The organism is Streptomyces sp. MBT53, assembly GCF_016654115.1.
In the GTDB taxonomy this organism is placed as follows: domain Bacteria; phylum Actinomycetota; class Actinomycetes; order Streptomycetales; family Streptomycetaceae; genus Streptomyces.
On record NZ_JAEQAZ010000075.1, the window covers coordinates 1 to 25,419 of the forward strand.

The following is a 25,419-nucleotide window of genomic DNA, read 5'->3' on the forward strand; positions in this document are numbered from 1 at the left end:
TCGTCACCACGGGTTCCGGTCTGCTCGCCGGGTTCGGTCTCGGTTTCGCCGCACCCGCGTCGGCCACCCCCTCCTCCCCCGCCCAGCCCGGTGAACTCGCCCTGTACCGCCCCGTGTCGGTCTCCTCGACGGCCTACGCGCCCACCCCGGGTTCGTTCGTGGTGGACCGGCTCAACTCGCCGGGTGTGCGCGGCAGCGGATGGCGTGCCGGGGCGGGAGACCCCCAGTGGATCTCGATCGATCTGCAGGCCCCGTGCGAGGTCACGTCGATCCGCGTCACCTTCGAGGGCGACGCGAACGACCCGGTGTTCACCCCGCCCACCTCGGGCAACCCGGCCGACGGCACAACAGGCAAGGAGATCCAGTCCAGTTAGCACCACCTGGACCGCCGTGCACCGCACCACGGCCGGCACGGGCGGAGTCGTGAACATCCAGCCCCCGCGCCCGGTCACGGCACGCTGGATACGGCTGACCTCGACCCGGCGCTCCAACCCCAACCCCCTCGGCCTGAACGGCTTCGAGGTCTACGGCACCGTCAAGGGCCACCGCCCGTCGGCCACGGGCTGGACGGACTGGGGCACGCACACCGCCCCGGCGCCGAAGCTGGCGGTGGCCGAGGACGGCACGGTCCCGGTGGAGTCCGGCTGGCGGCTCACGCTCGACGACTGGGCCGGCGCCGACGGTACGCAGCTGTCCAAGTCGTCCTTCGACACCAGCAGTTGGCTGCCGGCCACCGTGCCCGGCACGGTGCTGGGCTCGCTCGTGGACCAGGGCAAGCTGCCCGATCCCGTCGCGGGACTGAACAACCTCCATGTCCCCGAGGCCCTGTCACGCCACGCCTGGTGGTACAAGCGGGACTTCGAGCTGCCGCGCGGTCTGCGCACCGGGGCCGGGCGCCGGATCTGGCTGGAGTTCGACGGGGTCAACCACACGGCCGACATCTGGCTCAACGGCCACCACGCGGGCGGGCTCACCTACCCCTTCGCCCGCTCGGCTCTCGACGTGACCCCACTCCTCGCGCCGGGCGGGGCGAACGCGCTCGCGGTGAGGATCACGCCGATGCCGGTACCCGGCAGCCCCGGCGACAAGGGCCCCGCCGGCGAGTCCTGGGTGGACGCGGGCGCGAACCAGATGAACCTCAACTCCCCCACCTACCTGGCCGCTTCGGGCTGGGACTGGATGCCGGCGGTACGCGACCGGGCCGCCGGCATCTGGAACCACGTCCGGCTGCGCTCGACCGGCCAGGTGGTGATCGGCGATCCGCGGGTCGACACCCTGCTGCCGGACCTGCCCGGTCTGTCGGTCGCCGAACTGACCGTGGTCGTCCCGGTCCGCAACGCCGACACCACCGACCACCGGACGACGGTCTCCGCGGCCTTCGGCGACGTACGGGTCAGCAAGGCCGTCACGGTGCCGGCCGGCAAGAGCGTCGACGTCGTGTTCGCTCCCGACGCCTTCGCCCAACTACGGCTGCATAACCCGGAGTTGTGGTGGCCCAACGGTCTGGGTGACCCCGTGCTCCATCGGCTCACCCTGGTGGCCTCGGTCGACGGCTCGGAGAGCGACCGCCGCACCACCCGCTTCGGCATCCGCCAGTTCGGCTACGAGTACGAGGTGCCGCTGCCGTTCGCCAACTCCGGTGACGCGTACACCCAGTCGGTGACCTTCGACCGGCGACAGGCCCGGTACGTGCGCGTCAAGTGCCTTACCCGGGCCTCCGGTTGGGGCTACTCCCTGTGGACCCTGGCCGTACGCGACAGTGCCCGTCCGGCCACCGACCTGGCCCTGCACGCGCAGGCCGACGCGTCGAGCACGGACGGCGACGACCACGGCGCGGGCAATGTGACCGACGGCGATCCCGGCACCCGCTGGTCCTCGGCCTACGAGGACGACCAGTGGATCCGGATCGACCTGGGGTCGGCGCAGTCCTTCGACGGGGTCGACCTGGTCTGGGAACAGGCGTACGCGAAGACCTTCGTGGTGCAGGTCTCCTCCGACAACGCCACCTGGACGGATGCCGCGTCGGTCGACAACAGCGCGGTTCCGCTGCCCTTCAACAACGGCAACGCCAGCCTCCAGACAGAGGACTTCGCGCCCCGTACCGCGCGCTATGTCCGTATCAACTGCGGCCTGCGCAACACCAGTTGGGGCAACTCCCTGTGGTCCCTGAACGTCATCGACAGCACGGCCCCCGGCACCGACCTCGCTCTCCGCCGTACGACGACCGCCTCCACCGAGGATCCCGACCACCCGGCCGCGCACGCCACGGACGGCGATCCGGGCACCCGCTGGTCCTCGGCCTACGAGGACCACCAGTGGATCCAGGTCGACCTGGGCGCCTCGAAGAGGTTCGACCGGGTCGCCGTCCTGTGGGAGTCGGCGTATCCGAAGACCTATGTGATCCAGGTGTCGGACGACGCGGACACCTGGACCGATGTGAAGTCGGTGTCCAACACCCCGGATCCCCTGAAGATCAGCGTGAACGGGGTGCGGGTCCTCGCCCGGGGCGGCAACTGGGGCTGGGACGAACTGCTGCGCCGGATGCCGCAGGAGCGGATGGACGCGGCCGTGCGGATGCACCGGGACATGAACTTCACCATGATCCGCAACTGGGTCGGCACGTCCGACCGGGAGGAGTTCTTCGCCGCCTGCGACGAGCACGGCATCCTGGTGTGGAACGATTTTCCCAACGCGTGGGGCATGGACCCGCCGGACCACGACGCCTTCAACTCACTCGCCCGGGACACGGTGTTGCGCTATCGCATCCACCCCAGCGTGGTGATCTGGTGCGGCGCCAACGAGGGCAACCCGCCCGCCGCGATCGACCAGGGCATGCGCAAGGCCGTGGAGGAACAGGTCCCCGGCGTCCTCTACCAGAACAACTCGGCCGGCGGCATCATCACCGGCGGCGGACCCTACGGCTGGGTGGAGCCGGAGAAGTACTTCGACCCGACCACCTACGGCAGCAAGGACTTCGGTTTCCACACCGAGATCGGCATGCCCGTCGTCTCGACCGCCGCCAGTCTGCGGAACATGACGGGCGACGAGCCCGAGTGGCCGATCCGGGGCGCCTGGTACTACCACGACTGGAGCGAGCGCGGGAACCAGGCACCGCAGACGTACAAGGCCGCCGTAGAGTCGCGCCTCGGAACGACCACCGGCCTGGACGACTTCGCGCGCAAGGCCCAGTTCGTCAACTACGAGAACACGCGCGCCATGTTCGAGGCCTGGAACGCGAACCTCTGGGACAACGCCAGCGGCCTCATGCTGTGGATGTCCCACCCGGCCTGGCACAGCACGGTCTGGCAGACCTACGACTACGACTTCGACGTCAACGGCACGTACTACGGCGCCCGTTCGGCCTGCGAGCCACTGCACGTCCAGGCCGACCCCGAGGGGCAGGTCATCGCCGTCAACCACACCCGTGCCGGACTGCGCGACGCCGTGGTCTCCGCGCAGCTGCTCGATCTGTCGGGCCGTCGGCTCGGCGGGAACACGAGCGCCCGGGTGGATGTCGCACCGGCCGCGACCGCGAAGGCGTTCAGTGTCCCCTGGACCGACGACCTGCCCGATCTGCACCTCCTGCGGCTGACGCTGGAGGACGGTGACGGGCGGCTGCGGTCGCGGAACACGTACTGGCGTTATCGCACGCCGGCCGCCATGCGGGGCTTGAGCGCGGCGCCTCGGACAACGATGTCGGCGACGCTCGGGCGCGTGACCCGTTCCGGAAACCGTTCCGGGCTCACCGCCACCGTGCGCAACGACGGTCCGGCCGTCGCCGCGATGGTCCGGCTCTCGCTGACGGACGGCGCGACCGGCCACCGTGTGCTGCCGACGCTGTACAGCCACAACTACCTGTGGCTGCTGCCCGGCGAGTCGCAGACCGTCACCCTGTCCTGGCCGGCCCGGGCACTGGCCTCGGGGCATCCGCTGCTGACCGTGGAGGCCTACAACAGCCGCCCCGCCACCGCGCGTTGACGATCAGCGGCGCATCAGGACGCCTCCACCGCCGTCTTGATGCGCTGCCCGAACGCGGGAGCGTCCTTGCGGGCCGCGCTCAGCGCGAAGCCCACGAGCAGTTTTCCGACGCCGTGGCCTTCGAGGACGTTGAAGATCCGCACCCTGGTCGTGCCAGGACCAGTGGATTCGAGGTCGTAGCCGCCCTCGTCGGCCGTCACGACGTTCTTCGAGGTCTCCGCCCAGCGGATGCGGTGGGGTGCCTCGAACTCGGTGATCCGGAAGGTCCGGCCCGTCTTCATCCCGGCGTCCTTGACCGTGCTGGTGAAGACGGTGCCGACGGCCGTCGGGCCCTCCGGGGTCTTGGTGATCTGCTGAACCCTCGGGCTGAACTTCGGATCGTTCGTGCCGGCGGCGAGGAAGGCGAAGACCTCCTCGACCGGGCGGTTGACCTCGGCTGTCGCCTCGAACTGACCGGCCATGGTTCCTCCTGTGCTGCGATCGCTGGAGTTCCGGCTGAGCGCGCGCTCATGGGCCGAGCACCACCAGCCTATCGGCGCGGCTCCGCGCGCGCCCCGCGTCGTCAGTCGGCCGGTGCCGCCGAGGGCGCTCCCGGCGGCATGTTGAACGGAGTGACGACCTGGATCGCCGAGGGCAGGGACGGTCCGTCGTCGGGGAGTGCCTTGTGGGCGCGCATGATGATCTGGCAGGCGCGGCGCATGTCCTGGCGCAGGTCGTGGTGGAGAACCGCGGACAGCCGACGCTCGCGCAGCAGCCGGGTGTTGTCGTGGTCGAGGTCGTGGGCGATGAACACCGCGCACTCCCGGCCGAGCGCGTCGAAGGCGTCGAGGGTGGCGAGGTTGCCGCCGCCCGCCGAGTAGACGGCGATGATGTCCTCGTCCCGCTTGAGGGCGGCCAGGACAAGATCGTGCTGGGTGGCGTCCAGGCCGTCGCTGTCGGTGACCTCCACCAGGGACCGCCGGGGGTCGGCCAGGCGCATCGCGCTGCGAAAACCCATCTCGCGTTCCTCCTCGCCCCGGAAGGAACCCCGGCTGATGGTGGTCAGCACATTGCCGGGCCGCCTGCCCAGCCACTGGCCGAGGAGGTAGGCGGCGGTGGCGCCGGCCGCGCGGTTGTCGATGCCGACGTAGGCGAGGCGCGCGCTGTGCGGCAGGTCGGTCACCAGGGTGACCACCGGGATACCGGCCGCGATCAGCCGGCCGACGGCCGCCGCGATCTCCGGCTCGTCCGGGGCCTTGAGGATCACGCCCTGGCTGCCGCGCTTCGCGATCCCGTCCAGGGTCGCCGTCAGTTCGGCGGGCGGGCAGGTCTCGCGGAAGTGGAAGCGTGACCGCACGAGAGCGGGATGCAGCGAGGGCAGTTCGGCTTCGAGCGCGTCCCGTACGGCGGTGGAGAACCGCTCCGGGGTCTGCATCACGATGTCGATCATGAAGGTACGGCCGCCGAGCCGGACCTGGCTCTGCTGGCGGTCCAGGTCCTTGATGGCCTCCCGCACCTCCCTGATGGTGCTCTCCGTCACGTTGCCCCGCTGGTTGAGGACACGGTCGACCGTGGCCGTACTCAGCCCGGCCTGACGGGCGATTTCCCTGATCGGGTACGGATGTCGCATGCCTGATCTCCCGGACCGATGATGCGCTTTTGATGTAGCGACAAGCATTGAATGATGGGTTTGAGTTATCAAGACTGTCAGAAACACACGGACAGTGAAAGGACTCGGATGTCTCCCATCACCGCAGGGACACGGACCTGGCTGACCGAGGCGGACTGCGATCTCGACGTGTTCCGCTCCCTCGTGGAGCAGCGCACCGACCTCGCCGACCACCCCTCGGCCGAGCGCATCGAGCACAACGTCCCGCTCTACGACAGCACCCGGCTCCGCGGACTCGCGGCCACCCCCGAGGGTCGCCGGGACGTGCAGAGCGAACTGGTGCGGGCGCTGCTCGACGGGCCCGGCATCGTGGTCCTCAAGGGCGCCTTCCCCGACGAGGCCGTCGTGGACCGGGCCTCCGACGCCTTCCGCGCCCTGATCGAGGAGGAGCGCGCGAGCGGCGCGGGACGCGGCGACCACTTCGCCAAGCCCGGCGCCAACGACCGCGTGTGGAACGCCCTGGACAAGGTGGCCGTACGGGCGCCCGAGGCGTTCGCCGACTACTACGCCAACGACATCCTGGAGCTGATCTCCGAGGCCTGGCTCGGCCCCGCCTACCAGGTCACCTCGCAGGTCAACGTGGTCAACCCGGGCGGCGCGGCACAGAGCGTCCACCGTGACTACCACCTCGGCTTCCTCTCCCAGGAGCAGGCGGCGGCCTATCCCGCGCACGTCCACCGGCTCTCCCCGGTGCTGACGCTGCAGGGCGCGGTGGCCCACTGCGACATGCCCGTCGAGTCCGGCCCGACCTTGTACCTGCCGCACTCGCAGAGGTTCGAGCCCGGCTATCTCGCCTGGCGACTCCCGCAGTTCGTCGAGTACTTCGACGCGCACCACGTCCAACTCCCTCTGGAGAAGGGCGACGCGGTCTTCTTCAACCCTGCGCTCTTCCACGCCGCCGGGCACAACCGGTCGGCCGACATCAGGCGCATGGCCAATCTGCTGCAGGTGTCCTCCGCGTTCGGCCGTGCCATGGAGACGGTGGACCGCGAGGCGATGGCGAACGCCCTGTTCCCGGTGCTGGTGAGCCGCAAGGCCGAGGGCGTCTCGGAGGACTGGTTGCGCCGCGTGATCGCCGCCACCGCCGAGGGCTACCCGTTCCCCACCAACCTCGACCTCGACCCGCCGGTCGACGGCCTCGCCCCGCCCTCGCAGGCGGACACCCTGTGGCGGGCCGTCGCCGAGGACTGGGACTCCGGGCGGCTGCGCCATGAACTGCAGGCCGCGGCCAAGCGCCGCGAGAGCTGAGACAAGGACACATCACTCTCATGGGACTGCTTGAGGACAGAGTCGTCCTCGTCAACGGCGGCAGCAAGGGCGTCGGCGCGGGTGTCGTGCGGGCCGCCGTAGGGGAAGGCGCGACCGTCGTCTTCACGGGCCGCCGGGCCGACCTGGGCGAGAAACTCGCCGCGGACACAGGCGCACACTTCGTGCGGGCCGACCTCGCCGATCCGGCGCAGGCGCGCGACAGCGTCGTACGGACCGTCGAGGCCCACGGGCGCGTCGACTGCCTGGTCAACGCGGCGGGGTTCCCGGTCCGGCCGCGTACGGTGCTTCCAGCGGCCAAGCTCCGGCGACAACGTCCCGCCCACCCCCAGAACGTGTCCCGCACATCGAACTGGAAATGACAACAGGGGTGTCGGGAACGACCGTGGTTTCGTTCCCGCCACCCCTGTGGCTCTTTCAGTTCACGAGTGCCGCGGCACTCCGACAGGCCGCCGCGGCGGCCTCCCGCACCGGCAGCGCGCGATGTGTGTCGGAGAGGATCTCCACTCCCCAGGGGCCGCGGAAGCCTGCCGTGCGAAGCGCGGCGATGATGCCGGGCAGGTCGAACGAGCCCTCTCCGCACAGGCGTCGGCGATGGACGGTGTCCTCGAAGAGCGTGCCGACGACCGCGCTGTCGGCGTCGTTGAGTTCCACGCCCACGATCCGTGAGCCGGGGATCTCGGCCAGTTCGGCGGGCGGGGTGTGGGCGCGCTCGGTGTGCCAGGAGTCGATGATGAGGCCGCCCGCCGGGTGACCTGCGGCCTCGACGAGCCGTAGTCCGTCGTGCACGGTCTTCAGGTTGGACCACGGGAGCGGCTCGACGCCGAGCCGGGCGCCGACCCCGTCGGCCTGCGCGGCCAGTACGGCGAACTCCTTGGCCCAGACGTCTAGTTCCCAGGGTTCGTCCGCCACGTCGGGGCCGATCTTGAAGGTGCGGGCGCCGAGTGTCTCGATGGCCTTCAGCATGCCGGTCCGGATCTCGTCGGACGCGGCCCGCCGGGGTCCGTCCGCCCACCAGTCGGTCAGCAGCTCCAGCTCGACATGGCTGATGCCGTTGTCCGCGAAGAGCGACCGGATGCCGGCCATTCCGTAGGCGCGCTCGGCCTCCACCAGGTCCACGTACAGCAGCCCGAAGGCGGTGAATCCGGCCTCGCGCGCCGCTTCCACCCGCTCCCGCAGATCCAGCGGACTGCGCTGGTCCGCCTCGTCGGGAGCGGCGTCGCCCGCCGTGGTCCAACAAGTGGCCAGAAGTTCGTCAGCGGTCATGTGTTTTTCCCGGATTCCTCACGCTCGGAAAGGACGCGGCACCCGATCGCTCCGGCGTCAGGCCCCTGACCCGGGCTACGCGACACCGCGCAGCACCGAGCGCAGATGCTCGGCACTGGCCCACACGTCCTCGACCGGACCCTTCGCCTTCGGCTCCTCGGTGAGGATGGTGTCCTGCTCCAGGACGTACCAGCCGTCGTAGCCGCGGGCGCTGAGGTGGGTGACGATGGCCTCGACGTCGACGTCTCCGGCGCCCAGCGGGCGGTACATGCCCTCGCGGACGGCGTCGGTGTAGCTGAGCCGGCCGTCCTGGACCTTGGCGGCGAGGGAGGCGTCCACGTCCTTCATGTGGGTGTGGGCGATGCGCTCGGGGGCCTGGCGGGTGAGTTCGGCCGGGTCGGTGCCGCCGATGAGGAGGTGGCCGGTGTCGAGGCAGAGGGAGATCGATGAGTGCTCCAGGACGCGCCGGACCTCGTCGCCGTTCTCGATCATCGTGCCGACGTGCGGGTGCAGGACGGCGCGGACTCCGCGTTCGGCGGCGAGCGACGCGAGCCGGTCGAGGTTGGACAGCAGCAACTTCCAGCCGTCGGCGTCGAGTTCGGGGCGGGAGTCGTAGCCGTCCTGGCCGGTGACGGCCGACAGCACGAGCACCTCCGCCTTCGAGGCGTCGTAGCCCGCGAGGAGCTGTTCGGCCTCGGGCAGCGGGTCGTGGCCGGGCACGTGCAGCAGCAGCGGGGTGAAGCCGCCGACCGCGTGCAGGTCGTGGTCGGCGAGGGTGCGGGCCATGGCGCCGGGCTCGGCGGGCAGGAAGCCCTCGGGGCCGAACTCGGTGGCGGACAGGCCGACCTCGCGCATCTCGTTCAGCACCCGCTCGGGCGTCAACTGGTAGCCCCAGCCGGGTACTTCACAGACACCCCACGAGATGGGGGCACCGGCGATCCTGTTCAGGGGGGAGGTGGTCATGCTGTGGCCTTTCTGAGGTTCCGGTCGGAGTCGGCGACCGCGGCCGGCGGACGGCCCGCGGCACCACGCGCCGCGGCGACGAGGGGCGAGGTCGTCGCCCGGCGCGTCATACCCGCCGGACGAGGGGCGAGAACCATGCCGGGGTGATCGAGCGGCGGATCATGTCGGGCCGGTCCGGGATCGGCCGCATCCGGCCAGGCGTCCGCGATCGGCTCCGCAAGCGCCACGGTCCTGCCCTCCTCCGGAAACCGTCCTGCCCGTCGTGCCCGGTCCGCAGCCGCTGAGAAGCCACCGACCAGGCTGTTTACATGGACGCAACGCTAGATGCGCGGCGGGGCATTGATGAAGGGGTCGCATCCATCATTTTCCCTTCATCGGGCACATCTTTTTTCCCTCAACCGTGCCCCGGACGGGACGCGACCTCGATCCGTCCGCCGGGCGTCAGCCGGTCGGCCGCTTCAGGAACAGCTCCAGTCCCGTCAGGAGTCGGTCGACGTCCTCGCTGTCGGTGTAGGGCGCGAGGCCGATGCGCAGCCCGCCGGAGTCGCCCAGGCCGAGGCGGCGGGAGGCCTCGATGGCGTAGAAGGAACCGGAGGGTGCGTGGACGTGGCGTTCCGCGAGGAAGCGGGAGGCGTCCTGTGTGCCGTGCGCGCCGAAGGCCTCGTCGAAGGTCAGGAGCACGGTGGGGGTGCGTTCGACCGCGTTGGAGTGGACGGTGATGCCGTCCAGGGCGGCGAGCCCCTGGTCGATGAGCGTGCGCAGGACGTCCTCGTGTCGGTGGAGCGCGGCGAGACTGGCCGTCAACCGTTCACGGCGGCTCCCGGCGGCGCCCGCGTCGAGACCCGCGAGGACGTCGACCGCCGCGCTGGTTCCGGCGAGCAACTCGTAGGGCAGGGTGCCTAGTTCGAAGCGCTCGGGGACCGCGTCGGAGGAGGGGAGGAGCTTGTCGGGACGCAGGGTCTCCAGCAGTTCGGGCCGGGCGGCGAGGACGCCGAGGTGGGGGCCGAGGAACTTGTACGGCGAGCACACGAAGAAGTCGGCGCCGAGTCGCCCGAGGTCGACCAGGGCGTGCGCGGTGTAGTGGACGCCGTCGACGTGGAACAGCGCTCCCGCCTCGTGTGCCAGGCGGGCTATTTCGGGGATCGCCGGCCGGGTGCCGATCAGGTTGGAGGCGGCGGTGACGGCGACCAGCCGGGTGCGGGCGGACATGGCCGCGCGGAGGTGGTCGAGGGTCAACTCACCGGTCGCCGGGTCGAAGTCCGCCCAGCGGACGGTGGCACCGACCCGCTCGGCCGCTTGTGTCCAGGGGCGGATGTTGGCGTCGTGGTCGAGGCGGGTGACCACGACCTCGTCGCCGGGCGCCCACGTGTCGGCGAGGGTGCGGGCGAGGTCGTAGGTGAGCTGGGTGGCGCTGCGGCCGAAGACGATGCCCGCCGGGTTCGCGGCGAGGAGGTCGGCCATGGCCTCGCGGGCGCCGGTGACGATGGTGTCGGCGTTGCGCTCCCCCGCCGTGACCTGGCCCCGGTTGGAGAGGGGGTTCGACAGTGCGCGGGTGATGGCCTCGATGACGGGGCGGGGTGTCTGGGTGCCGCCGGGGCCGTCGAAGTGGGCGGTTCCGGTGCTGAGGGCGGGGAACAGGGCGCGCAGTGCGGTGATGTCGTACGTCACGAAGGTGAGCTCCTGTCGATGCGGCGGCTCGGGCGGTCAGCGTCCCGTGCGGGGTGGGAGCAGGCCGATCTCCTGCGCCCGTAGCACCGTACTCACCCGGTCGCGTGTGCCCAGTTTCCGGTACAGGCTCTCGACGTGCTTGTGCACCGTGCGCACGGAGATGCCCAGGCGGTGGGCGATGGCCGAGGCGGTGAGCGCGTCGGCGAGGAGCAGCAGGACGGTGACCTGGCGGGGTGTGAGCCTGCAGTCCTCGGGTATTTCGGGCGGGGTCTGGGTGGCGCGCCAGCGTTCGAGGAGTTGCCGCTGCTGTTCCACGCCGGCGAGCAGGGGCTGGATCATTTCGGCGGCGCGGACGTGGTCCTCGGTGAAGTCTGCGCCGGCCCGGTAGACGAGGGCGCCGGTGACCGGGGTGTCCGTGCCCGGCAGCGGGACGGCCAGGACGTGGTCGGCGTCCATCAGGCGGCTGATCGTGCCCGCCATGCGGCTGTCGGCCCAGCCCTTGCCGGCCATCCGGTGGGCGGTTCCGGGGCGGCGGGCGGCACCGGCGGTGACGTAGTGGTCCGCGAAGGGGTAGCCCCGGCGCAGTACCGCCATCGCCTCGTCGTCGATCCGCCCGAGGTGTGCCGCGGCGGCGGGCGAGAGCCCCATCGCGCCGGTCCGGTCGGTCCACTCGCCGAGCTTGTAGATCAGCGCCTCGCCGCCGCACAGGCCGGGCAGCGCCGCGGCGACCATCGGCCACAGCCGTGCGGGATCCCGTTCGTGCAGCGCCGCGACCGCCACGGTCAGCATGCGCTCATACGCCCCGGTCACCCCGACCGCCATACGCCCTCACGATCCCGCTGTGTCACATCCACGTACGTACTTCTCCCCATACCACCACGGCAACGGCTTGCGGCAAACTTCACAGCGTGCCTGCAAGGCCCGGGTCCCGTAAGGATCAAGGGAGTTGACGGTACGGATCCGCCTGCGCGGGGGACAGGCGGACTCCTCTCCTACGACTGTTTCCGGTCAGGGGACGGTCAGGCGCCGGTCAGGGCACCGGAAACAGCAGGCAGCTGCTGGTGGCGTGGGCGAGCAGCCGGTCCTTCTCGTCGAACAGCTGGGACTGGGCGAGCGCGGTGCGCCGTCCGCCGTTGAGGACGGTGCCGACGGCGCGGATGCGGCCGGTGTCGGCGGTGACCGGGCGCAGGAACTTCACGGTCAGGTCGAGCGAGGTGTAGCCCATGCCCTCCGGGAGCGTGGACTGCACGGCGCAGCCGGCCGCGGAGTCGAGCAGGGTGGCGAAGACCCCGCCGTGCACGCTGCCGATGGGGTTGTAGTGCTCCTCCCCCGGTATCAGGGAGAACACCGCACGCCCGAACTCCACCTCGTCGACGGTGAAGTTCAGGGTGGCGCCGATGGGCGCCGCGGGGAGCTGTCCGGCGATCACTTCCCGCAGGAATTCCAGACCCGTGGTCTTTCCCACGGCGGCTGCCGAGATCCCCGGATCCTGCCACTCGTACGTGCGTGACCGTCCCATGCGGTACTGCCTCCTCTGCTGGCTTCTTCAATAGAAGCTAGATCCCGTCGCAGCTGACTGTCAATGACAGAGCCAGGTGGCTATGGTGGCGGCATGGAATGGCTCGATGTGAGCACGGAGAACTGTCCGGTCCAGAGCACGCTCGATCTCGTCGGCGAGAAGTGGACCCTGCTGATCCTGCGGGACGCCTTCATCAGGGTCCGCCGCTTCGACGACTTCAGGCGCCATATCGGGCTCTCGGACGCGGTGCTGTCCGACCGGCTCCGCAAGCTGGTCGCGGCCGGCATCCTGACGACCGTGCCCTACCAGGAGGCGGGGAGCCGGACGCGCAACGAGTACCGGCTGACGGGCAAGGGCCGCGATCTGTGGCCGATCCTCATGGCGCTGCGGCAGTGGGGCGAGACGTATGCCGCCGATCCCGAGGGCCAGGTCCTCGACGTCCGGCACACCGGGTGCGGCGCGCCGGTACGGGTGGTGGTGGAGTGCGACGGACCGCACGGCGCACTCGCACCGACCGAGGTGACGGCCGTTCCCGGACCGGCCGCCCGTCCCGTACGAACTCCGCTACCGGAGTGAGCGCTTGGGCGGCTGCCGGAGCGAGTGCCTGGGCGACGCCGAGCCGACCGTGAGCGTGGTGCCGTCGCCCCGGTGGACGGTGGCGGTGGTGAACAGGGGTGCGGTGCGGGTGAGTTGGGCACTCCCGGGGATCTCGGGGTACAGGCCGAGGCTCGCCCACACCGCCCAGGACGACATGGCGCCGAGGTCGTCGTTGCCGACGAGACCGCCGGGTACGTCGCTGAACAGTGTGGACAGCGCGCGGTGGACGACGGCCCCGGCGCGGTCCGTGTGGCCGACGTGGGCGTACGCCCAAGGGGTCCCGAACGAGGGCTCGTTGCCGAGGTAGGCGTACGGCTCCGAGGCGCCCGCGTTGAGGCTGCTGAAGAAGGTGTCGAGGCGGGTGGTGACCGCGGAGTCGCCGCCCATGGCGGTGAACAGTCCGGGCAGATCCTGCGGCACCATCCAGGTGTACTGGGCCGCGTTGCCCTCCACGTACTCCGTCTTCTGGGCCGGGGTGAAGGCCGGCCAACTGCCGTCGGCGGCACGGGGCTGGATGTATCCGGTGGCGGGGTTGAAGAGGTTGCGCCAGTTCCCGGAGGCCCGCAGCAAGATGTTGTAGGCGGTCAAGTCCCCCAGCCGGTGGGCGAGTTGGGCCAGCGCATAGTCGGCGACGGCGTATTCGAGGGTGGTGGAGACCGAGCCCCACACCCCCTTGGTTCCGGCGGGGACGTAGCCGAGGGTGTCGTACTGCGTGTGTCCGGGGCGCTGGCGGTCGTCCTGGCGGTCCGCGAGAGCCGTGCGCAGCAGGACGTCGGCGTCGAAGTCGGTGCCGCCGAAGGCATGAATGGCGGACGCGATGGCGGGCAGCGGGTCGCCGACCATGACTCCGCTGCCGCCGTTCGCGAGCGTCCAGCGGTCGAAGTACCCGGCCTGCAGGCCCTGGTTGAGGACGGACTGCGCGATGTCGGAGGCCTCGCGCGGGGCGAGCAGCGCGAGCAGCTGGACCTGGCAGCGGTAGACGTCCCAGCCGGAGAAGTTCGCGTACTGCACATGCCCGGTACGGGTGCGGTGGACGAGCCCGTCCATGCCGGTGTAGCGGCCGTCGGTGTCGCTGAAGACGCTCGGGTGCAGGAGGGCGTGGTAGAGCGCGGTGTAGAAGACGCGGCGCTGGGCGTCCGTGCCGCCGCCGACGGTGACGCGGTTCAGCCAGGTGTTCCAGTCGGCGCGCACGGCCTGCCGGACGGTGTCGTACGACCGCGCCGCCTGCTCGGTGAGCGCGTTGCGGCGGGCGCCCTCGACGTCGACGAAGGAGACGCCGACCCGGGCGGTCACCGTGCGCACACCGGGGGCGAAGGTGACCATGGCCGCGGCGGCTTTGCCGTCCGGGTGGGCGGACTTGGCGAAGGGCTGGTCGAAGGTGGCGTGGAAGTAGAGCCGGTAGCGGTTCTTGGACTTGCAGAAGGCGCCGCTGTCGCTGTACCCGGACAGCGTGTCGGTACCGATGTCGACCGATCCGGTGGCCGCGGTGAACGCCTTGGCCGCGTCGATGCTCACCGCGGCCGGGCGGGTGTCGGTGGCCGGGTAGGTGAAGCGGGCCATGCCCGAGCGCTGGGTGGTGGTGAGGTCGGTGCCGATGCCGTTGTCGAAGGTGACGTGGTAACTGCCGGGCGCCGCCTGCTCGTTGGTGTGCGAGAACGTGGCGTAGGCCGGCGGTGCGGCCTCCTGGGTGGGCATGAAGGGGATGTTGCCGTAGGCGGCGCAGCCGGCTCCGGAGATGTGCGCGAGGCTGAAGCCGCGGATGCGGTTGTCGCCGTAGGAGTAACCGCCGTGCTGGTACGTCACGGTGTCGGGGCTCCACTGCATGCCGCCGAGCGGGGCCGAGGCTCCCGGGAAGGTGTTGCCCGCGCCGCCGCCGTGCCCGAAGTCCGGGCCGCCGGGGGCGGTGCCGACGAACGGGTTGACGTACCGCGCGAGATCGTCGACGGCCCGGGGCCGGGGCTTGCCGTCCGCCCGGACCGGGGCGGCGGCGGCCGTCCCTGACGCCACGAGCACCGAGGCCGCCAATGCGGCCCGCAGCAGGGGAAGTCGCACCACGTTTCTCCAGCCAGACAGGGAACCCGCCGCCCGCGCGGCGCCGGACCGCGAGTGTCCCCAATCCGATCTTCACAACGGCGTCGCCACACCGTCGGTGTCGCTGGAGCCAGCCGGTCGGGTCAGCGGATCGCGCCTCCCCGCCGCTCCACCAGCACCGCCAGTTCGGACGCGAAGAGTTCGGCCGGGTCGAAGCCCATGCCGGTGAAGTGGCCCGCGAGTTCCAGGGAGAGGACGCCGTGCAGGCGGGTCCAGAACGTCAGGGCCCAGTGAAGGGCCGCGGGCGGGGCGGGGTGGTCGCCCGCCCAGTCGCGGTGGTCCGCGAGATGCGTCTCGAACGGTGTCGCGGGACCGTCCGCGGGCCCGGCGGCGGTGCAGGCGTCCAGCAGGGTCGTCATGATCTCGGACGCGATGCCGGTGATGTCGTCGGGCGCGTGGTAGCCGGGGACGGGGGTGCCGTAAACGAGGAAGTACCGCTGAGGGTCGTCGAGGGCCCATGCGCGCAGGGTGTGGGCCAGTCCGGGCAGGTCGGTGCCGGTCCCGGCGGCCGCGCGGAAGGTGTCGGCGAGACTGCGGTACGCGTCCCGGACCAGCTCGGTGATCAGGTCGTCCCGGCTGGCGAAGTACCGGTAGAGCGCGGGGCCGCTCATGCCCATCCGCTTGGCGATGGCGTTGAGGGAGAGCGCGGAGGCGCCCGCCGTGGCGATCTGTTGCCGCGCGTGGTCCTTGATCTCCGTACGCACCTGGTCGCGGTAGCGCTCACGCGGAGTCCTCGTGCCTGTTTCCGCCATGACCGGCCGCCTTCCACACCTCAGGACTACACGCTCAAGCTTCAGTTAGAAGGTATCACGATTGCACTTGACGACCCCTTCTAGCGTGCGTTAGAACTTATAACGAACACGAAAGCGCATAGCTCGCCGCAGCTCACAAGTGGAGGTCGCCATGAACAACACCACCGACGCACTCGTCGAGGTCGTCCTGCCGGGCAAGGTCGAGCCCGAGGGCCTGGAGGTCCGGCACGGAGCCGTCCCCGTCGCGGGCCCCGGCCAGGTCGTGATCCGGATGGAGGCGACCGGGGTCTCCTTCGCCGAGCAGCAGATGCGCCGCGGCCGGTACTACGACCAGCCCCCGTTCCCCTTCGTCCCCGGCTACGACCTGGTCGGTACCGTCCAGTGCGCCGGCACCGGCGTGGAGGCGGGCCTGGTCGGCACCCGGGTGGCCGCGCTGGTGAAGGTCGGCGGCTGGGCCAGCCATGTGCTGGTCGACGCGGCCGACGTGGTGCCGGTGCCGGCCGGGGTCGGCTCGGCGGAGGCCGAGACCGTGGTGGTCAACGGCATCACCGCCTGGCAGATGCTGCACCGCAAGGCCCGCATCCGCGCGGGCCAGACGATCCTGGTGCACGGCGCCAACGGCGGCGTCGGCACGGTCCTGGTCCAACTCGCCCGCGCGATGGGCGTGTACGTGATCGGCACGGCCTCACCGCGCCACCACGACGCGCTGCGCGAACAGGGCGTCGAGCCCATCGACTACCGCACCCCGGACCTCGCCGCCCGGGTCCGCGAGCTCGCCCCGCGCGGGGTGGACGCGGTCTTCGACCACGTCGGCGCCGAGAGCGTCGTCCGCTCCTGGCGCCTCCTCGCCCCCGGCGGCACCCTCGTCTCCTACGGCAGCGCCGCCACCCGCGACGACGAGGGCTCCAAGCAGCTGCCCGTGCTCAAGATCCTCGGCCGGGTCTGGGTGTGGAACGCGCTGCCCAACGGCCGACACGCCTACTTCTTCAACGTCTGGGCCGGACGCGCCCTGAACAAGAACCGCTTCCGCGCCCAGCTGCGCACCGACCTCTCACAGGTCTTCGCTGCCGTAGAGCGCGGCGAGGTCACACCGCGGATCGCGGCCCGGCTGCCGCTCGCCCGCGTCTCCGACGCCCTGCGCCTCGCCGAGTCGGGCACGGTCGCCGGCAAGGTCGTACTGACGCCGTAGTACGGCCTCCCGCGACGGCGTCCATCCGTCAGGCGGCGCCCCACGCGTCGACATGTCGGAGCACATGGTCGGCGAGCTCGGCCGGCTGGAGGTTGAGGGCCGCCACGGCGGGGCGGCTCAGCGCCACCCGGACCGGTTCAAAGTCGCCCGTGTCGGCGTCGTCGAGCTCGGGACCGTGCCGGCGGGCCGGGTCCATGTCGAGCAGGTCGGCGAGGAAGTAGTGCTGCACGACGGTGGTCGTATCGCCCGGTTCGGTCAGGGTGAGGAACTCGGTGGCGGGACCGATCGTGGCGCCGATCTCCTCCAACGCCTCGCGGCGCAGGGCCGCTTCGAGGTCCGCGTCGGAGGGCTCGACACTTCCGCCGACGGTGGTGAAGTAGGAGTCACCGCCCGGCCAGCCCCGCTTCAGGAACACCAGCCGACCGCGGTCGAGCAGTACGACCCGCGCCTTGTGACGGACCTTCATGTCCGGAGAGCCTAGTGCGGCGGGGCCGCCGACGAAGCCCGGACGACGAGTTCGACCGGTGGTTCGGTCACCGGCAGCGGAGGCGCCTGCGGGTTCTCGATGGCGTGCACGAGAAGCTGGAGACCTGTTCGTGCCATCGCGTCGAACGGCTGTCGTACGGTCGTCAGCGGTGGAGTCACATAGGCGGCGACCGGGGTGTCGTCGAAGCCGACCACGCTGATGTCCTCCGGGACCCGCCGGCCGGCCTCCGTCAGGGCGCGGATCAGGCCGATCGCCATGTCGTCGTTGGCGGCGAACACCGCGGTGACGCCGGGGTCGTCGGCCAGTGCGCGACCGGCCGCGTAACCGGAGGCGGCCGACCAGTCGCCCTGTACGACCGGCGGTTCCGCCCGGCCGTTTGCGGCGAGCGCCGCCCGCCAGCCTTCGAGTCGGTCCCGGGCCGAGTACCAGCGCTGGGGTCCCGCCAGGTGGTGGACCGTGGTGTGGCCCAGCTCCAGCAGGTGTTCGGTGGCGGCCCGCGCCAGCCGGCTGGAGACGATCCCGGCCGTCACCACATGGGGTGCGACGAAGGGCGGCGGCGCGCCGAGGACGAGCACCGGCACATCGACCCGCGCGGACAGATCTGCGCCGTCCTCCTCGTCGATCGGCTCGGAGATGACGATGCCGTCCACGCCCTGGTCGAGAAGCGAGTCGACGGCACCGGCGATGCCCGTCGACTCGCCCTCCATCGTGCTGACCACACGGAGTGCGTATCCGGTGTCGCGTACGGCTCGCTCGACGCCCATGAGCAGCGAGGCGGGGCCGTACAGGGCGGTTCCGAGCGTCACGACGCCGATGGACCGGGTGCGTCCGGAGGCCAGCGCGCGGGCCGCGTTGTTCGAGCGGTAGCCGAGTTCCTCGGCCGCGGCCAGGACCCGGCGGCGTACGTCCGCGGAGACGTACGGCTCGTCGTTCATGACCCGGGACACCGTCTTCTGCGACACGCCCGCGAGGCGTGCCACGTCCACACTGCGCGGTGCGGCTCCCGCGCCGCGTCCTGTCCCTGGTGCCATGGCGTCTCCCGATCTTCGGCAGCCGCATCCTAGCCCGCGTCCGCCGCCCGCAGACCTCGCGCTGTCAGGGAGCGCGGGGCCTGCTGTCACGCGTTCTCCCTTGCTAGACCGTGGCCGTGAGGGTCACGTCGACGTTGCCGCGGGTGGCGTTGGAGTACGGGCACACCTCGTGGGTCGCCTTCACCAACTGGTCGGCGGTGGACTGCGCCAGGCCGGGCAGGTGCGCGGTCAGCGACACGGCGAGGGTGAAGCCGCCGGTGTTCAGCGCGAGCAGAGCGGCCGTTCGCAGCCTGCCCCTGCCAGGGGCACGCGTCCCGCCCCCGGGTGATCGACCCCCGCCTCATGGCCGACGCGACAAGGGCGGGCAAACCGTCAAGCATCGCCCTCGCACAGACATGCGGCTCTCGTTCATATCTACGAACTTGACTCCCGGTGGGTGCCGCCCTCGCCGAACCTCTGATAGTTAAGTTTCCTATCAGTTCAACGGCACGACCAACTCCCCACCCCCCACCACCATTTGGAGTCCCAGTGGTCCAACCGTTCCGTGCCTCAGCGACCCCCGAGCCGGCCAGCCCCTCGCGCCGGACGCTCCTCGCGCTCCTCGGCGTGTCGCTCACGGCAGTACCTCTGCTGCGCACTCCGCAGGCCTCGGCAGCCTCCACGGCGGTCCGGGCGATCGGCCTCGACGACCCGGCGAAGAAGGAGATCGCCATGAAGCTGGTGTCGAGCGCGGAGAACTCCTCCCTCGACTGGAAGGCCCAGTACAAGTACATCGAGGACATAGGCGACGGCCGCGGCTACACCGCCGGGATCATCGGTTTCTGCTCCGGCACCGGCGACATGCTCGACCTCGTCCAGCTCTACGCGACCCGCAAGCCCGGCAACGTCCTCGCCAAGTACCTGCCCGCGCTCCGCTCGGTCAACGGAACCGACTCGCACTCCGGCCTCGACCCCAACTTCCCGAAGGACTGGCGCACCGCGGCGCAGGACACGGTGTTCCAGCAGGCGCAGAACGACGAGCGCGACCGCGTGTACTTCAACCCGGCCGTCAGCCAGGGCAAGACCGACGGGCTCCGTGTCCTGGGCCAGTTCACGTACTACGACGCCATCGTCATGCACGGCGACGGCGACGACCCCACCAGCTTCCGCAACATCCGCGCCCGCGCCCTGCGTTCGGCCAAGCCGCCGGCCCAGGGCGGCAACGAGACGACATACCTCAACGCCTTCCTCGACGCACGTGTGTGGGCCATGCAGCAGGAGGAGGCCCACAGCGACACCACCCGCGTCGACACCGAGCAGCGCGTCTTCCTCCGCAACGGCAACTTCGACCTCAACACGCCGCTGTCCTGGAAGGTCTACGGCGACAGCTACCACATCAACTGACCCGTCCTGTCTGCACGTTGAACGGCCGAGGCCGTTCGGGACGGGCTGACGGATCACGGCCGGACGGGACGAGACGACGCGGCGCCGGGACCCCGAGGTGATGGGTCCCGGCGCCGTGGCACGGTCGCCGCCGGTGGAAACCGACGCATCCCGCGCCGGTCCCGGACATCGAAGAGGGCCATTGCTTCAAGGAGTTGGGAGAGGAGTTCAGGCGGGAGCCGTACATCTGTCGGCGGCGGCGAGAAGCTCGTGGGCCTCGGAGCGTCCCGCGCGGATCCGCTGTTCGGCGGGGCCGTGCGGGGTGTCCGCCGTGGCGGCGAGGGCGGTCGCCATCCTGGCACGGCCACGGCTCAGCCGGCTGCGCACGGTGCCGACCGGAATCCCGCAGGCGACCGCGATCCGCTCGTACGGGGTGACCTCGGCGGCGAAGTAGCGGAGCAGCAGGGGCATCCGCAGCGCCGGGGAGAGTTCCGCCAGGGCCTCCCAGACCCAGTCCCGCAGCGCGTTCCGCTCAAGCCACTGTTCCGGGCCCAACTGCACGGCCTCCAGCGGGAGTTCACTCACCGGCCGGACCAGGCCCGCCTCGCGCAGCACCAATCGGCTGGCGTTGCGCACGATCATCCGCAGCCATGCCCCCACGGCCTCCGGATCACGGACGTCGCCGATCCGCAGCAGCGCCGTCAGCGCCGCGTCCTGCAACACGTCGTCGGCGTCGGCGCCCGGTCCCAGAATGCTCAGGGCCACCGCGCGCATCCCGCCCCGGTGCCGCTCCAACAGCAGTCCCAGCGCGGCGACTTCACCGGACTGGGCGGCACGCGTCAGCAAAACGTCCTCCCGGCGCGCTCCTTCGTCGGCCTCCCCCATCACCCGATCCCTTTCGGCATCCGTCCGGCTCTTCGCCGCCCTTCGGCGGGAGCCGTCCTCCGGGTACGGGGCCCGGAGGACGGCTCACCGTTCATGCGGGTCAGGCGTCCGCCAGCCAACTACCGTGGAATCCGGCGGGTACCCGTCGCGGCAGGTGGATGGTGGCCACCGGCTCCCGCGTGAGGTTGTCCGCGTCGAGGATCACGAGGTCGCTCCGGTCGGTCGAGGCGTCGTAGACGTACGTCATGAGCCAGCCCGGGCCGCCGGGTTGCTCGTCGGCGGGGGCGAAGGCCGCCTCGCCCGGGAAGCGTCCCGGAGCGAAGTAGTGGCTGGCGACGCTCGACTTGCGGAGGTCGTACCGGTGGATCGCGGCACGCGACTCGTCCGGGTCGTACTGCGGAAGCTCCGGGACGGGAGCCGCGGTGGCGTGGCCGAACTCCGCGGGGAGGCCCGCGAGTCGGTCGTCGATGCGGGGGAACTCGCCCGGGTGATCGTCGAGTTGCTCCTCCGCGACCACGCCGGTGACGAGGTCGATGGTCCACCGCCACAGGTGGGCGGCCGTCGCCACGGTGACGCCGTCCCGCAGCGACGGGTAGCGCATGCCCAGCAGGACGAGACGCCGACCGTCGTTCTCCTCATAGGAGTTGAGAGTGTGGAAGACGTAACACGGGTCGATGTCGAACCAGCGGATGTCGCCGTGCGGGTCGTCCCGGCGCAGCACGCCGAGCCTGGCTCCATAGGCGTCGGACCAGACGTACGGCATGCCTCCGTTCGGATCCATGGCCCGCTCGATGCTGAACACGGCGGGCAGGTCCATGAAGACGACATGGTTCCTGGTCAGGTAGAAGTCGTGCATCATCGTGTGCGCCGGTACGTCGATCGGCCGGCTGACGGTCAACTCGCCGCCGGCGTCGGCGCGGTGGTAGGTCAGGTAGGGCGCCGAGAGTCCTCCGTACCCGTAGAAGTGGAGTTCACCGGTGACCGGGCAGGTCTTGGGGTGGGCGGTCATCGGCGTGCGCAGGCGGCCGTCGAAGTCGTAGGGCCCGACCGTGTCGAGTTCGCGCCCGGCCTCGCAGCTCAACTCCTGCGGGAAGGACGTCTCGACGAGGGCGAGGGTGCGGCCCGCGTGCCGTACGACGTGGGTGTTGGCGACGCCCGCGGCGAGGTTCATCCCGCCGTCGCGGCCGTAGACCTGGGCGCCCGTGGCGAGGGTGGACGTGCGGACCCAGCGGTTGCGGTACGAGGTCGCCCGGCCGCCGTCGAGGCGGACTCCGTGCACCATCCCGTCGCCGGTGAACCAGTGGGCGGAGGCCGCCTCGTGCGGGTTGGGGCCGTTGCGCAGATACCAGCCGGTGAGTTCCGGCGGGAAGGCTCCGGTCACCTCCAGCTCGGTGACCGTGATCTCGTCGGGGACCGGGGCGAAGTTTCCGGCGAGGTGCGGAGGGGTGTTGTCTGTACTCACAGGGAATTTCCTTCGGGTGACGGTCAGGCGCCCGCTGCGAGCAGGGCTTCGAGGCGCGCCTGGACCCGCTTCGGATAGATCGAGGTGAAGACCGCGGGGGCGACCAGGCCGACGACATGGGCGGTGATACCGACCCAGGCGGGCGCGTCGGTCGCGTTGCTGATGGCCAGTACGACGGCGATGAACGTGAACCCGGCTCCCCAGGCGGCCGTGATGGCGTTGTTGACGGAGAGGAATCCCGGGGTGTTCCAGTACTCCTCGGGCGTCTGCCGACGGGCGATCCCGAGCGTGAAGGGGCTGCGGAGGAGCATGCTGCCCCAGGCCGTACCGGCGAGCCAGACGAAGGAAATGACGTCGCTGTGGTCCTGGACGGACGAGTCGGGCGAGCTGAAGGCGATCGCTCCGATGATGACGAAGTAGATGATCGTGCTGATCTCCAGGACCATCGCGTCCAGCGCCACTCCCCTGCGCCGGTCCTGCAGAAGCAGCAGGAGGCCGACGACGCAGCCGGCCACCGCGCCCCAGCGCCAGTCGGCGGCGGAGACGAAGCCCGCCACGATCCATGGGTAGAACCCACGCATATAGGCCATGATGCCCACGATGTAATCCTTCGCAGTTCGACATTCCAACTTTGACAGGTGGAAGCTAGATGCTCCGCAAACAACATGTCAAGGTCGGAATATTGAACGAAAGTCCACCGACGCACGGTCCCGGCGCACACCAACTGGCCCTACCTGCGCGAACGTTGACGACCGCGCCCGACCTCCACACGACCTCCCCGTCCGGCGCACAGAATCCGCAGGGGTAGTTTTCGACCTGTCACTATTGGAGTGACACGGGTTAGGGTTGTCGGCATGAGCCTCCGCAACGCCCTCCTGGGCCTCCTCGTCTTCCGCCCCGGCAGCGGCTACGACCTGCTGAAGATGTTCGACACCTCGCTCGGCTACGTCTGGCCCGCCAAACAGAGCCAGATCTACGGCGAGTTGACGAAGCTGGACGCGACGGGCCTGATCAAGGTGACGGAGGAGGGCCCCCGGGGGCGCAAGCAGTACTCGCTCACCCCCGAAGGGCACGCGGAGACGGTGCGCTGGCTGACCGAGAGCCGGGAGAGCAGGCCGCAGCGCAATCCGATGCTCCTGCAGACCTTCTTCCTGGGGCTCCTGCCGCGCGACGAGGCGGTACAGCGACTCCTCGACCACGCGGAGGCCTCGGCCAAGGAGCACGACACCCTGGTCGCCCTGCGGGACACGGAGGACTGGGACAAGGACATGCTGACCGTGTGCGGCAGGCTCGTCCTGGAGCACGGCATTCGCCAACGGGTCCTGGAACAGGAGTGGGCCCGCTGGGCCGCCGAGCAGCTACGCGCGGGGCACGCCGTGGATCCCGACGGGGGTCCAACAGCCGCTCCCGCCAAGGAGATCGACGCGCAGGAGTCGAGCACCACGGACACCTCCGACGCACCACGCGGGTAGCGGTCGCCCGGCGGAACGTCGTAGCACCCGGATCCTCAGACGGAGGCCTCCCCGGCGGGCAGCAGCTGGACCAGGCCGACCCGGTTCTCCTCGTCCGCATCGAGATGGACGGCCCGGACTCTCCAGCGGCCGGCGGGCAGCGGGACCGGCGCCTGGGCGGGCGACCCGCCACCGGGATACTCGACCCCCAACTCGCCACCCGCTTCGGCGGAGTCCATGAGCACGGCCGGGCCGTCCGACACCCACTCGCCGCACTCCTCCCACGGGGCGGCGGGGTCCGCGAGCACCGACTCCGCAGCGGCCTTGAGGCCGGTTTCGGAAGAGGCGCCGAGCCACCGCAGGAATGCCCTGCACTCCGGCAGATAGCAGCTGGTGGCCGGTTCGTCCGCGAGGACCAGCGCCTGTGCACCGCTCACGCCGACGGAGATCACACCGGCTAGATCGTCCACCGCGCAGGCCCGGTCGTAGTCGTCCGGAGCGGTGCCGTCGCCCACCATGACACCGCTCTCCGTGCATCCGTGCCAATCGGCCAACGCGGAGACGGGGACGGCTATCAGGGGTCCGCCCATCGACTCCACCCAGACAGGGGAGGTGGGTGACACATCGGTGGCGGCGGGCGAGATCGAGTCCATGCCGCCAGTGTGCCCGCACCCACTGACAACGCCCTCGGGAAGGCGCGGCCCAGCCACCCGGTGCGAACATTCCCGCCGCCTCCTCCCCCGGACGCCCAACGAGGACACCGACCCTCCTCGTTTCGGAGAATATATCTCCACTTTCTTCGACCCCGGAAGCCCCGCGCCCCGCCTCTCCGAGACGAAGGCGGAAACCTCTTCCCACCTGGGACGATGCCGACGGCAGGACGACGTCCCCGTTGCGAATCACCGACGCCGAGGCCGCCCAAGGTGCGTTTTCCACTTCGGTTCGATCCCTTGACAGCCTCAATCGGCCCTTCCCAAACTACCGACCATTCGGTTGACGGCCCGGGTCGGACGCCCCGGCTGTCGGCATTCCAGAAGGGTGATCACCATGACTGAAGTGTCGCTTCACGATGCCCAGAGCCCGCCGGTGCCCACCGGCACCACCTCCCACATCGGCCACGCGACAGCCGTGGGAGCGGCCGGGTTCGCGTGGTGCTCGCTGATCCTGGGCCTGCACACCGCCGGCGTCATCGACGCGGCCGACGGCACGATCGTGCTGGCGGGGACCTTCTTCTACGGCGGCATCGTCCAACTCGTCGCCGGTTTCTTCGCGTTGGCGGCCGGGGCGACGTTCGCGGCCTCCTTCCTGACGGCGTACGGGGCGTTCTGGCTCGGCTACACCGTCATCGAGTTCTGGGCGGCACCGCACATCGCGGGCAACGCGGCAGCCGCGGCGAAAGCCCATGGGGCGACGGCGGAGGCCGCGGCGGCTCAGGGCGGTCACGCGGTGATGCAGTCGCTGGGGCTGTTCCTGCTCGCCTGGCTGGTCGTCACGCTGGTCTTCGCCGTCGCGAGTCTGGGCACCAACGCGGTGACCGTGACCGCCTTCGCCCTGCTGACGCTGACGATCGTGCTGCTGGTGATCGCCTACCTGGGGGCTTCGAGTGCGGGCGTCCCGAGCGATTCGGTGCTGCACACCGCCGGTTACGTCGAGATCGCCCTGGCCGCCGTCGCCTTCTATCTGGTGCTGGCCGAACTCACCAACGAGGTGCGCGGCCGCGTCGTGTTCCCGCTCTTCGCCCTGAACCGCGGCCGGCAGGCCGTCCCGCAGACCGCGTGACGAGGACGTGACAGGGACCCTTCCC

22 protein-coding genes and 2 pseudogenes are annotated in these 25,419 nt (G+C 70.5%); 8 read left to right on the top strand and 16 right to left on the bottom strand.

Annotation, left to right across the window (positions count from 1 at the left end):
• Positions 1–3,978: pseudogene (locus tag JHN45_RS25915) on the top strand (discoidin domain-containing protein); the annotation flags it as partial.
• A 14-nt stretch (positions 3,979–3,992) separates the two neighbouring features.
• Here the strand turns inward: JHN45_RS25915 and JHN45_RS25920 are convergent.
• Positions 3,993–4,439 carry an SRPBCC family protein gene (locus JHN45_RS25920; protein ID WP_200710717.1) on the bottom strand — a complete coding sequence of 149 codons (447 nt, stop codon included), beginning with the start codon at positions 4,437–4,439 and terminating at the stop codon, positions 3,993–3,995.
• Positions 4,440–4,540: 101 nt separating this feature from the next.
• Complete coding sequence (locus JHN45_RS25925; protein ID WP_200710718.1) at positions 4,541–5,587, bottom strand: LacI family DNA-binding transcriptional regulator; 1,047 nt, start codon at positions 5,585–5,587, stop codon at positions 4,541–4,543.
• Positions 5,588–5,695: 108 nt separating this feature from the next.
• On the opposite strand from JHN45_RS25925, the gene JHN45_RS25930 reads away from it, so the two are divergent.
• Positions 5,696–6,874 (top strand): phytanoyl-CoA dioxygenase family protein, encoded by a 1,179-nt coding sequence (locus JHN45_RS25930; RefSeq protein WP_201050836.1) that lies wholly within the window; start codon positions 5,696–5,698, stop codon positions 6,872–6,874.
• A gap of 20 nt (positions 6,875–6,894) precedes the next feature.
• Positions 6,895–7,167 (top strand): annotated as a pseudogene (locus tag JHN45_RS25935) (SDR family NAD(P)-dependent oxidoreductase); the annotation flags it as partial.
• Between the two features lie 142 nt (positions 7,168–7,309).
• Here the strand turns inward: JHN45_RS25935 and JHN45_RS25940 are convergent.
• From JHN45_RS25940 to JHN45_RS25960, 5 genes are all read right to left on the bottom strand, one after another.
• A complete protein-coding gene (locus tag JHN45_RS25940; RefSeq protein ID WP_201050837.1) occupies positions 7,310–8,158 on the bottom strand; it encodes a sugar phosphate isomerase/epimerase in 849 nt (282 codons plus the stop codon).
• A gap of 75 nt (positions 8,159–8,233) precedes the next feature.
• Positions 8,234–9,121 (bottom strand): sugar phosphate isomerase/epimerase, encoded by an 888-nt coding sequence (locus JHN45_RS25945; protein WP_201050838.1) that lies wholly within the window; start codon positions 9,119–9,121, stop codon positions 8,234–8,236.
• Positions 9,122–9,562: 441 nt separating this feature from the next.
• Complete coding sequence (locus tag JHN45_RS25950; protein ID WP_201050839.1) at positions 9,563–10,789, bottom strand: cysteine desulfurase-like protein; 1,227 nt, start codon at positions 10,787–10,789, stop codon at positions 9,563–9,565.
• A 36-nt stretch (positions 10,790–10,825) separates the two neighbouring features.
• The gene (locus tag JHN45_RS25955) at positions 10,826–11,611 is read right to left on the bottom strand and encodes a LuxR C-terminal-related transcriptional regulator (RefSeq protein ID WP_201050840.1); all 786 of its coding nucleotides are present in this window, start codon (positions 11,609–11,611) and stop codon (positions 10,826–10,828) included.
• Between the two features lie 208 nt (positions 11,612–11,819).
• Complete coding sequence (locus JHN45_RS25960; protein WP_200710726.1) at positions 11,820–12,308, bottom strand: PaaI family thioesterase; 489 nt, start codon at positions 12,306–12,308, stop codon at positions 11,820–11,822.
• Positions 12,309–12,401: 93 nt separating this feature from the next.
• Here JHN45_RS25960 and JHN45_RS25965 point away from each other — a divergent pair, with 93 nt between their 5' ends.
• Positions 12,402–12,884: a helix-turn-helix domain-containing protein gene (locus JHN45_RS25965; protein WP_201050841.1), complete on the top strand. Its 483-nt coding sequence runs from the start codon at positions 12,402–12,404 to the stop codon at positions 12,882–12,884.
• Here JHN45_RS25965 and JHN45_RS25970 read toward each other — a convergent pair.
• Positions 12,873–14,960, bottom strand: coding sequence for a GH92 family glycosyl hydrolase (locus tag JHN45_RS25970; RefSeq protein WP_307783199.1), 2,088 nt, complete (start codon positions 14,958–14,960; stop codon positions 12,873–12,875). The genes JHN45_RS25965 and JHN45_RS25970 overlap by 12 nt on opposite strands.
• Before the next feature lie 119 nt (positions 14,961–15,079).
• Positions 15,080–15,748, bottom strand: coding sequence for a TetR/AcrR family transcriptional regulator (locus JHN45_RS25975; protein ID WP_201050842.1), 669 nt, complete (start codon positions 15,746–15,748; stop codon positions 15,080–15,082).
• A 151-nt stretch (positions 15,749–15,899) separates the two neighbouring features.
• Between JHN45_RS25975 and JHN45_RS25980 the strand changes: the two genes are divergently transcribed.
• A complete protein-coding gene (locus JHN45_RS25980) occupies positions 15,900–16,937 on the top strand; it encodes a medium chain dehydrogenase/reductase family protein (RefSeq protein ID WP_201050843.1) in 1,038 nt (345 codons plus the stop codon).
• A gap of 28 nt (positions 16,938–16,965) precedes the next feature.
• On the opposite strand, the gene JHN45_RS25985 is transcribed toward JHN45_RS25980, so the two are convergent.
• The 3 genes from JHN45_RS25985 to JHN45_RS25995 form a co-directional block, all read right to left on the bottom strand.
• On the bottom strand, positions 16,966–17,403 hold the full coding sequence (locus JHN45_RS25985; protein WP_200710730.1) for an NUDIX domain-containing protein: 438 nt from the start codon (positions 17,401–17,403) through the stop codon (positions 16,966–16,968).
• Between the two features lie 11 nt (positions 17,404–17,414).
• Positions 17,415–18,455 (bottom strand): LacI family DNA-binding transcriptional regulator, encoded by a 1,041-nt coding sequence (locus tag JHN45_RS25990; protein ID WP_201050844.1) that lies wholly within the window; start codon positions 18,453–18,455, stop codon positions 17,415–17,417.
• 103 nt (positions 18,456–18,558) lie between these two features.
• Positions 18,559–18,693 (bottom strand): hypothetical protein, encoded by a 135-nt coding sequence (locus tag JHN45_RS25995; RefSeq protein WP_307783201.1) that lies wholly within the window; start codon positions 18,691–18,693, stop codon positions 18,559–18,561.
• Positions 18,694–18,983: 290 nt separating this feature from the next.
• Between JHN45_RS25995 and JHN45_RS26000 the strand changes: the two genes are divergently transcribed.
• Positions 18,984–19,838: a chitosanase gene (locus JHN45_RS26000; RefSeq protein ID WP_201050845.1), complete on the top strand. Its 855-nt coding sequence runs from the start codon at positions 18,984–18,986 to the stop codon at positions 19,836–19,838.
• 207 nt (positions 19,839–20,045) lie between these two features.
• Here JHN45_RS26000 and JHN45_RS26005 read toward each other — a convergent pair whose 3' ends face one another.
• The 3 genes from JHN45_RS26005 to JHN45_RS26015 all read right to left on the bottom strand — a co-directional run bounded on the left by JHN45_RS26005 (position 20,046) and on the right by JHN45_RS26015 (position 22,745).
• Positions 20,046–20,702, bottom strand: coding sequence for an RNA polymerase sigma factor (locus JHN45_RS26005; protein WP_200710733.1), 657 nt, complete (start codon positions 20,700–20,702; stop codon positions 20,046–20,048).
• Positions 20,703–20,802: 100 nt separating this feature from the next.
• Positions 20,803–22,164: a carotenoid oxygenase family protein gene (locus JHN45_RS26010; protein WP_201050846.1), complete on the bottom strand. Its 1,362-nt coding sequence runs from the start codon at positions 22,162–22,164 to the stop codon at positions 20,803–20,805.
• A 23-nt stretch (positions 22,165–22,187) separates the two neighbouring features.
• Positions 22,188–22,745: a hypothetical protein gene (locus tag JHN45_RS26015; RefSeq protein ID WP_236584102.1), complete on the bottom strand. Its 558-nt coding sequence runs from the start codon at positions 22,743–22,745 to the stop codon at positions 22,188–22,190.
• 273 nt (positions 22,746–23,018) lie between these two features.
• Between JHN45_RS26015 and JHN45_RS26020 the strand changes: the two genes are divergently transcribed.
• Positions 23,019–23,636: a PadR family transcriptional regulator gene (locus tag JHN45_RS26020; RefSeq protein WP_201050847.1), complete on the top strand. Its 618-nt coding sequence runs from the start codon at positions 23,019–23,021 to the stop codon at positions 23,634–23,636.
• Positions 23,637–23,671: 35 nt separating this feature from the next.
• On the opposite strand, the gene JHN45_RS26025 is transcribed toward JHN45_RS26020, so the two are convergent.
• Positions 23,672–24,268, bottom strand: coding sequence for an Imm21 family immunity protein (locus JHN45_RS26025; RefSeq protein WP_201050848.1), 597 nt, complete (start codon positions 24,266–24,268; stop codon positions 23,672–23,674).
• Between the two features lie 394 nt (positions 24,269–24,662).
• Between JHN45_RS26025 and JHN45_RS26030 the strand changes: the two genes are divergently transcribed.
• Entirely contained in the window at positions 24,663–25,394 is a 732-nt protein-coding gene (locus JHN45_RS26030; RefSeq protein WP_200710737.1) for a GPR1/FUN34/YaaH family transporter, read from the top strand.
• Positions 25,395–25,419 lie beyond the last annotated feature (25 nt).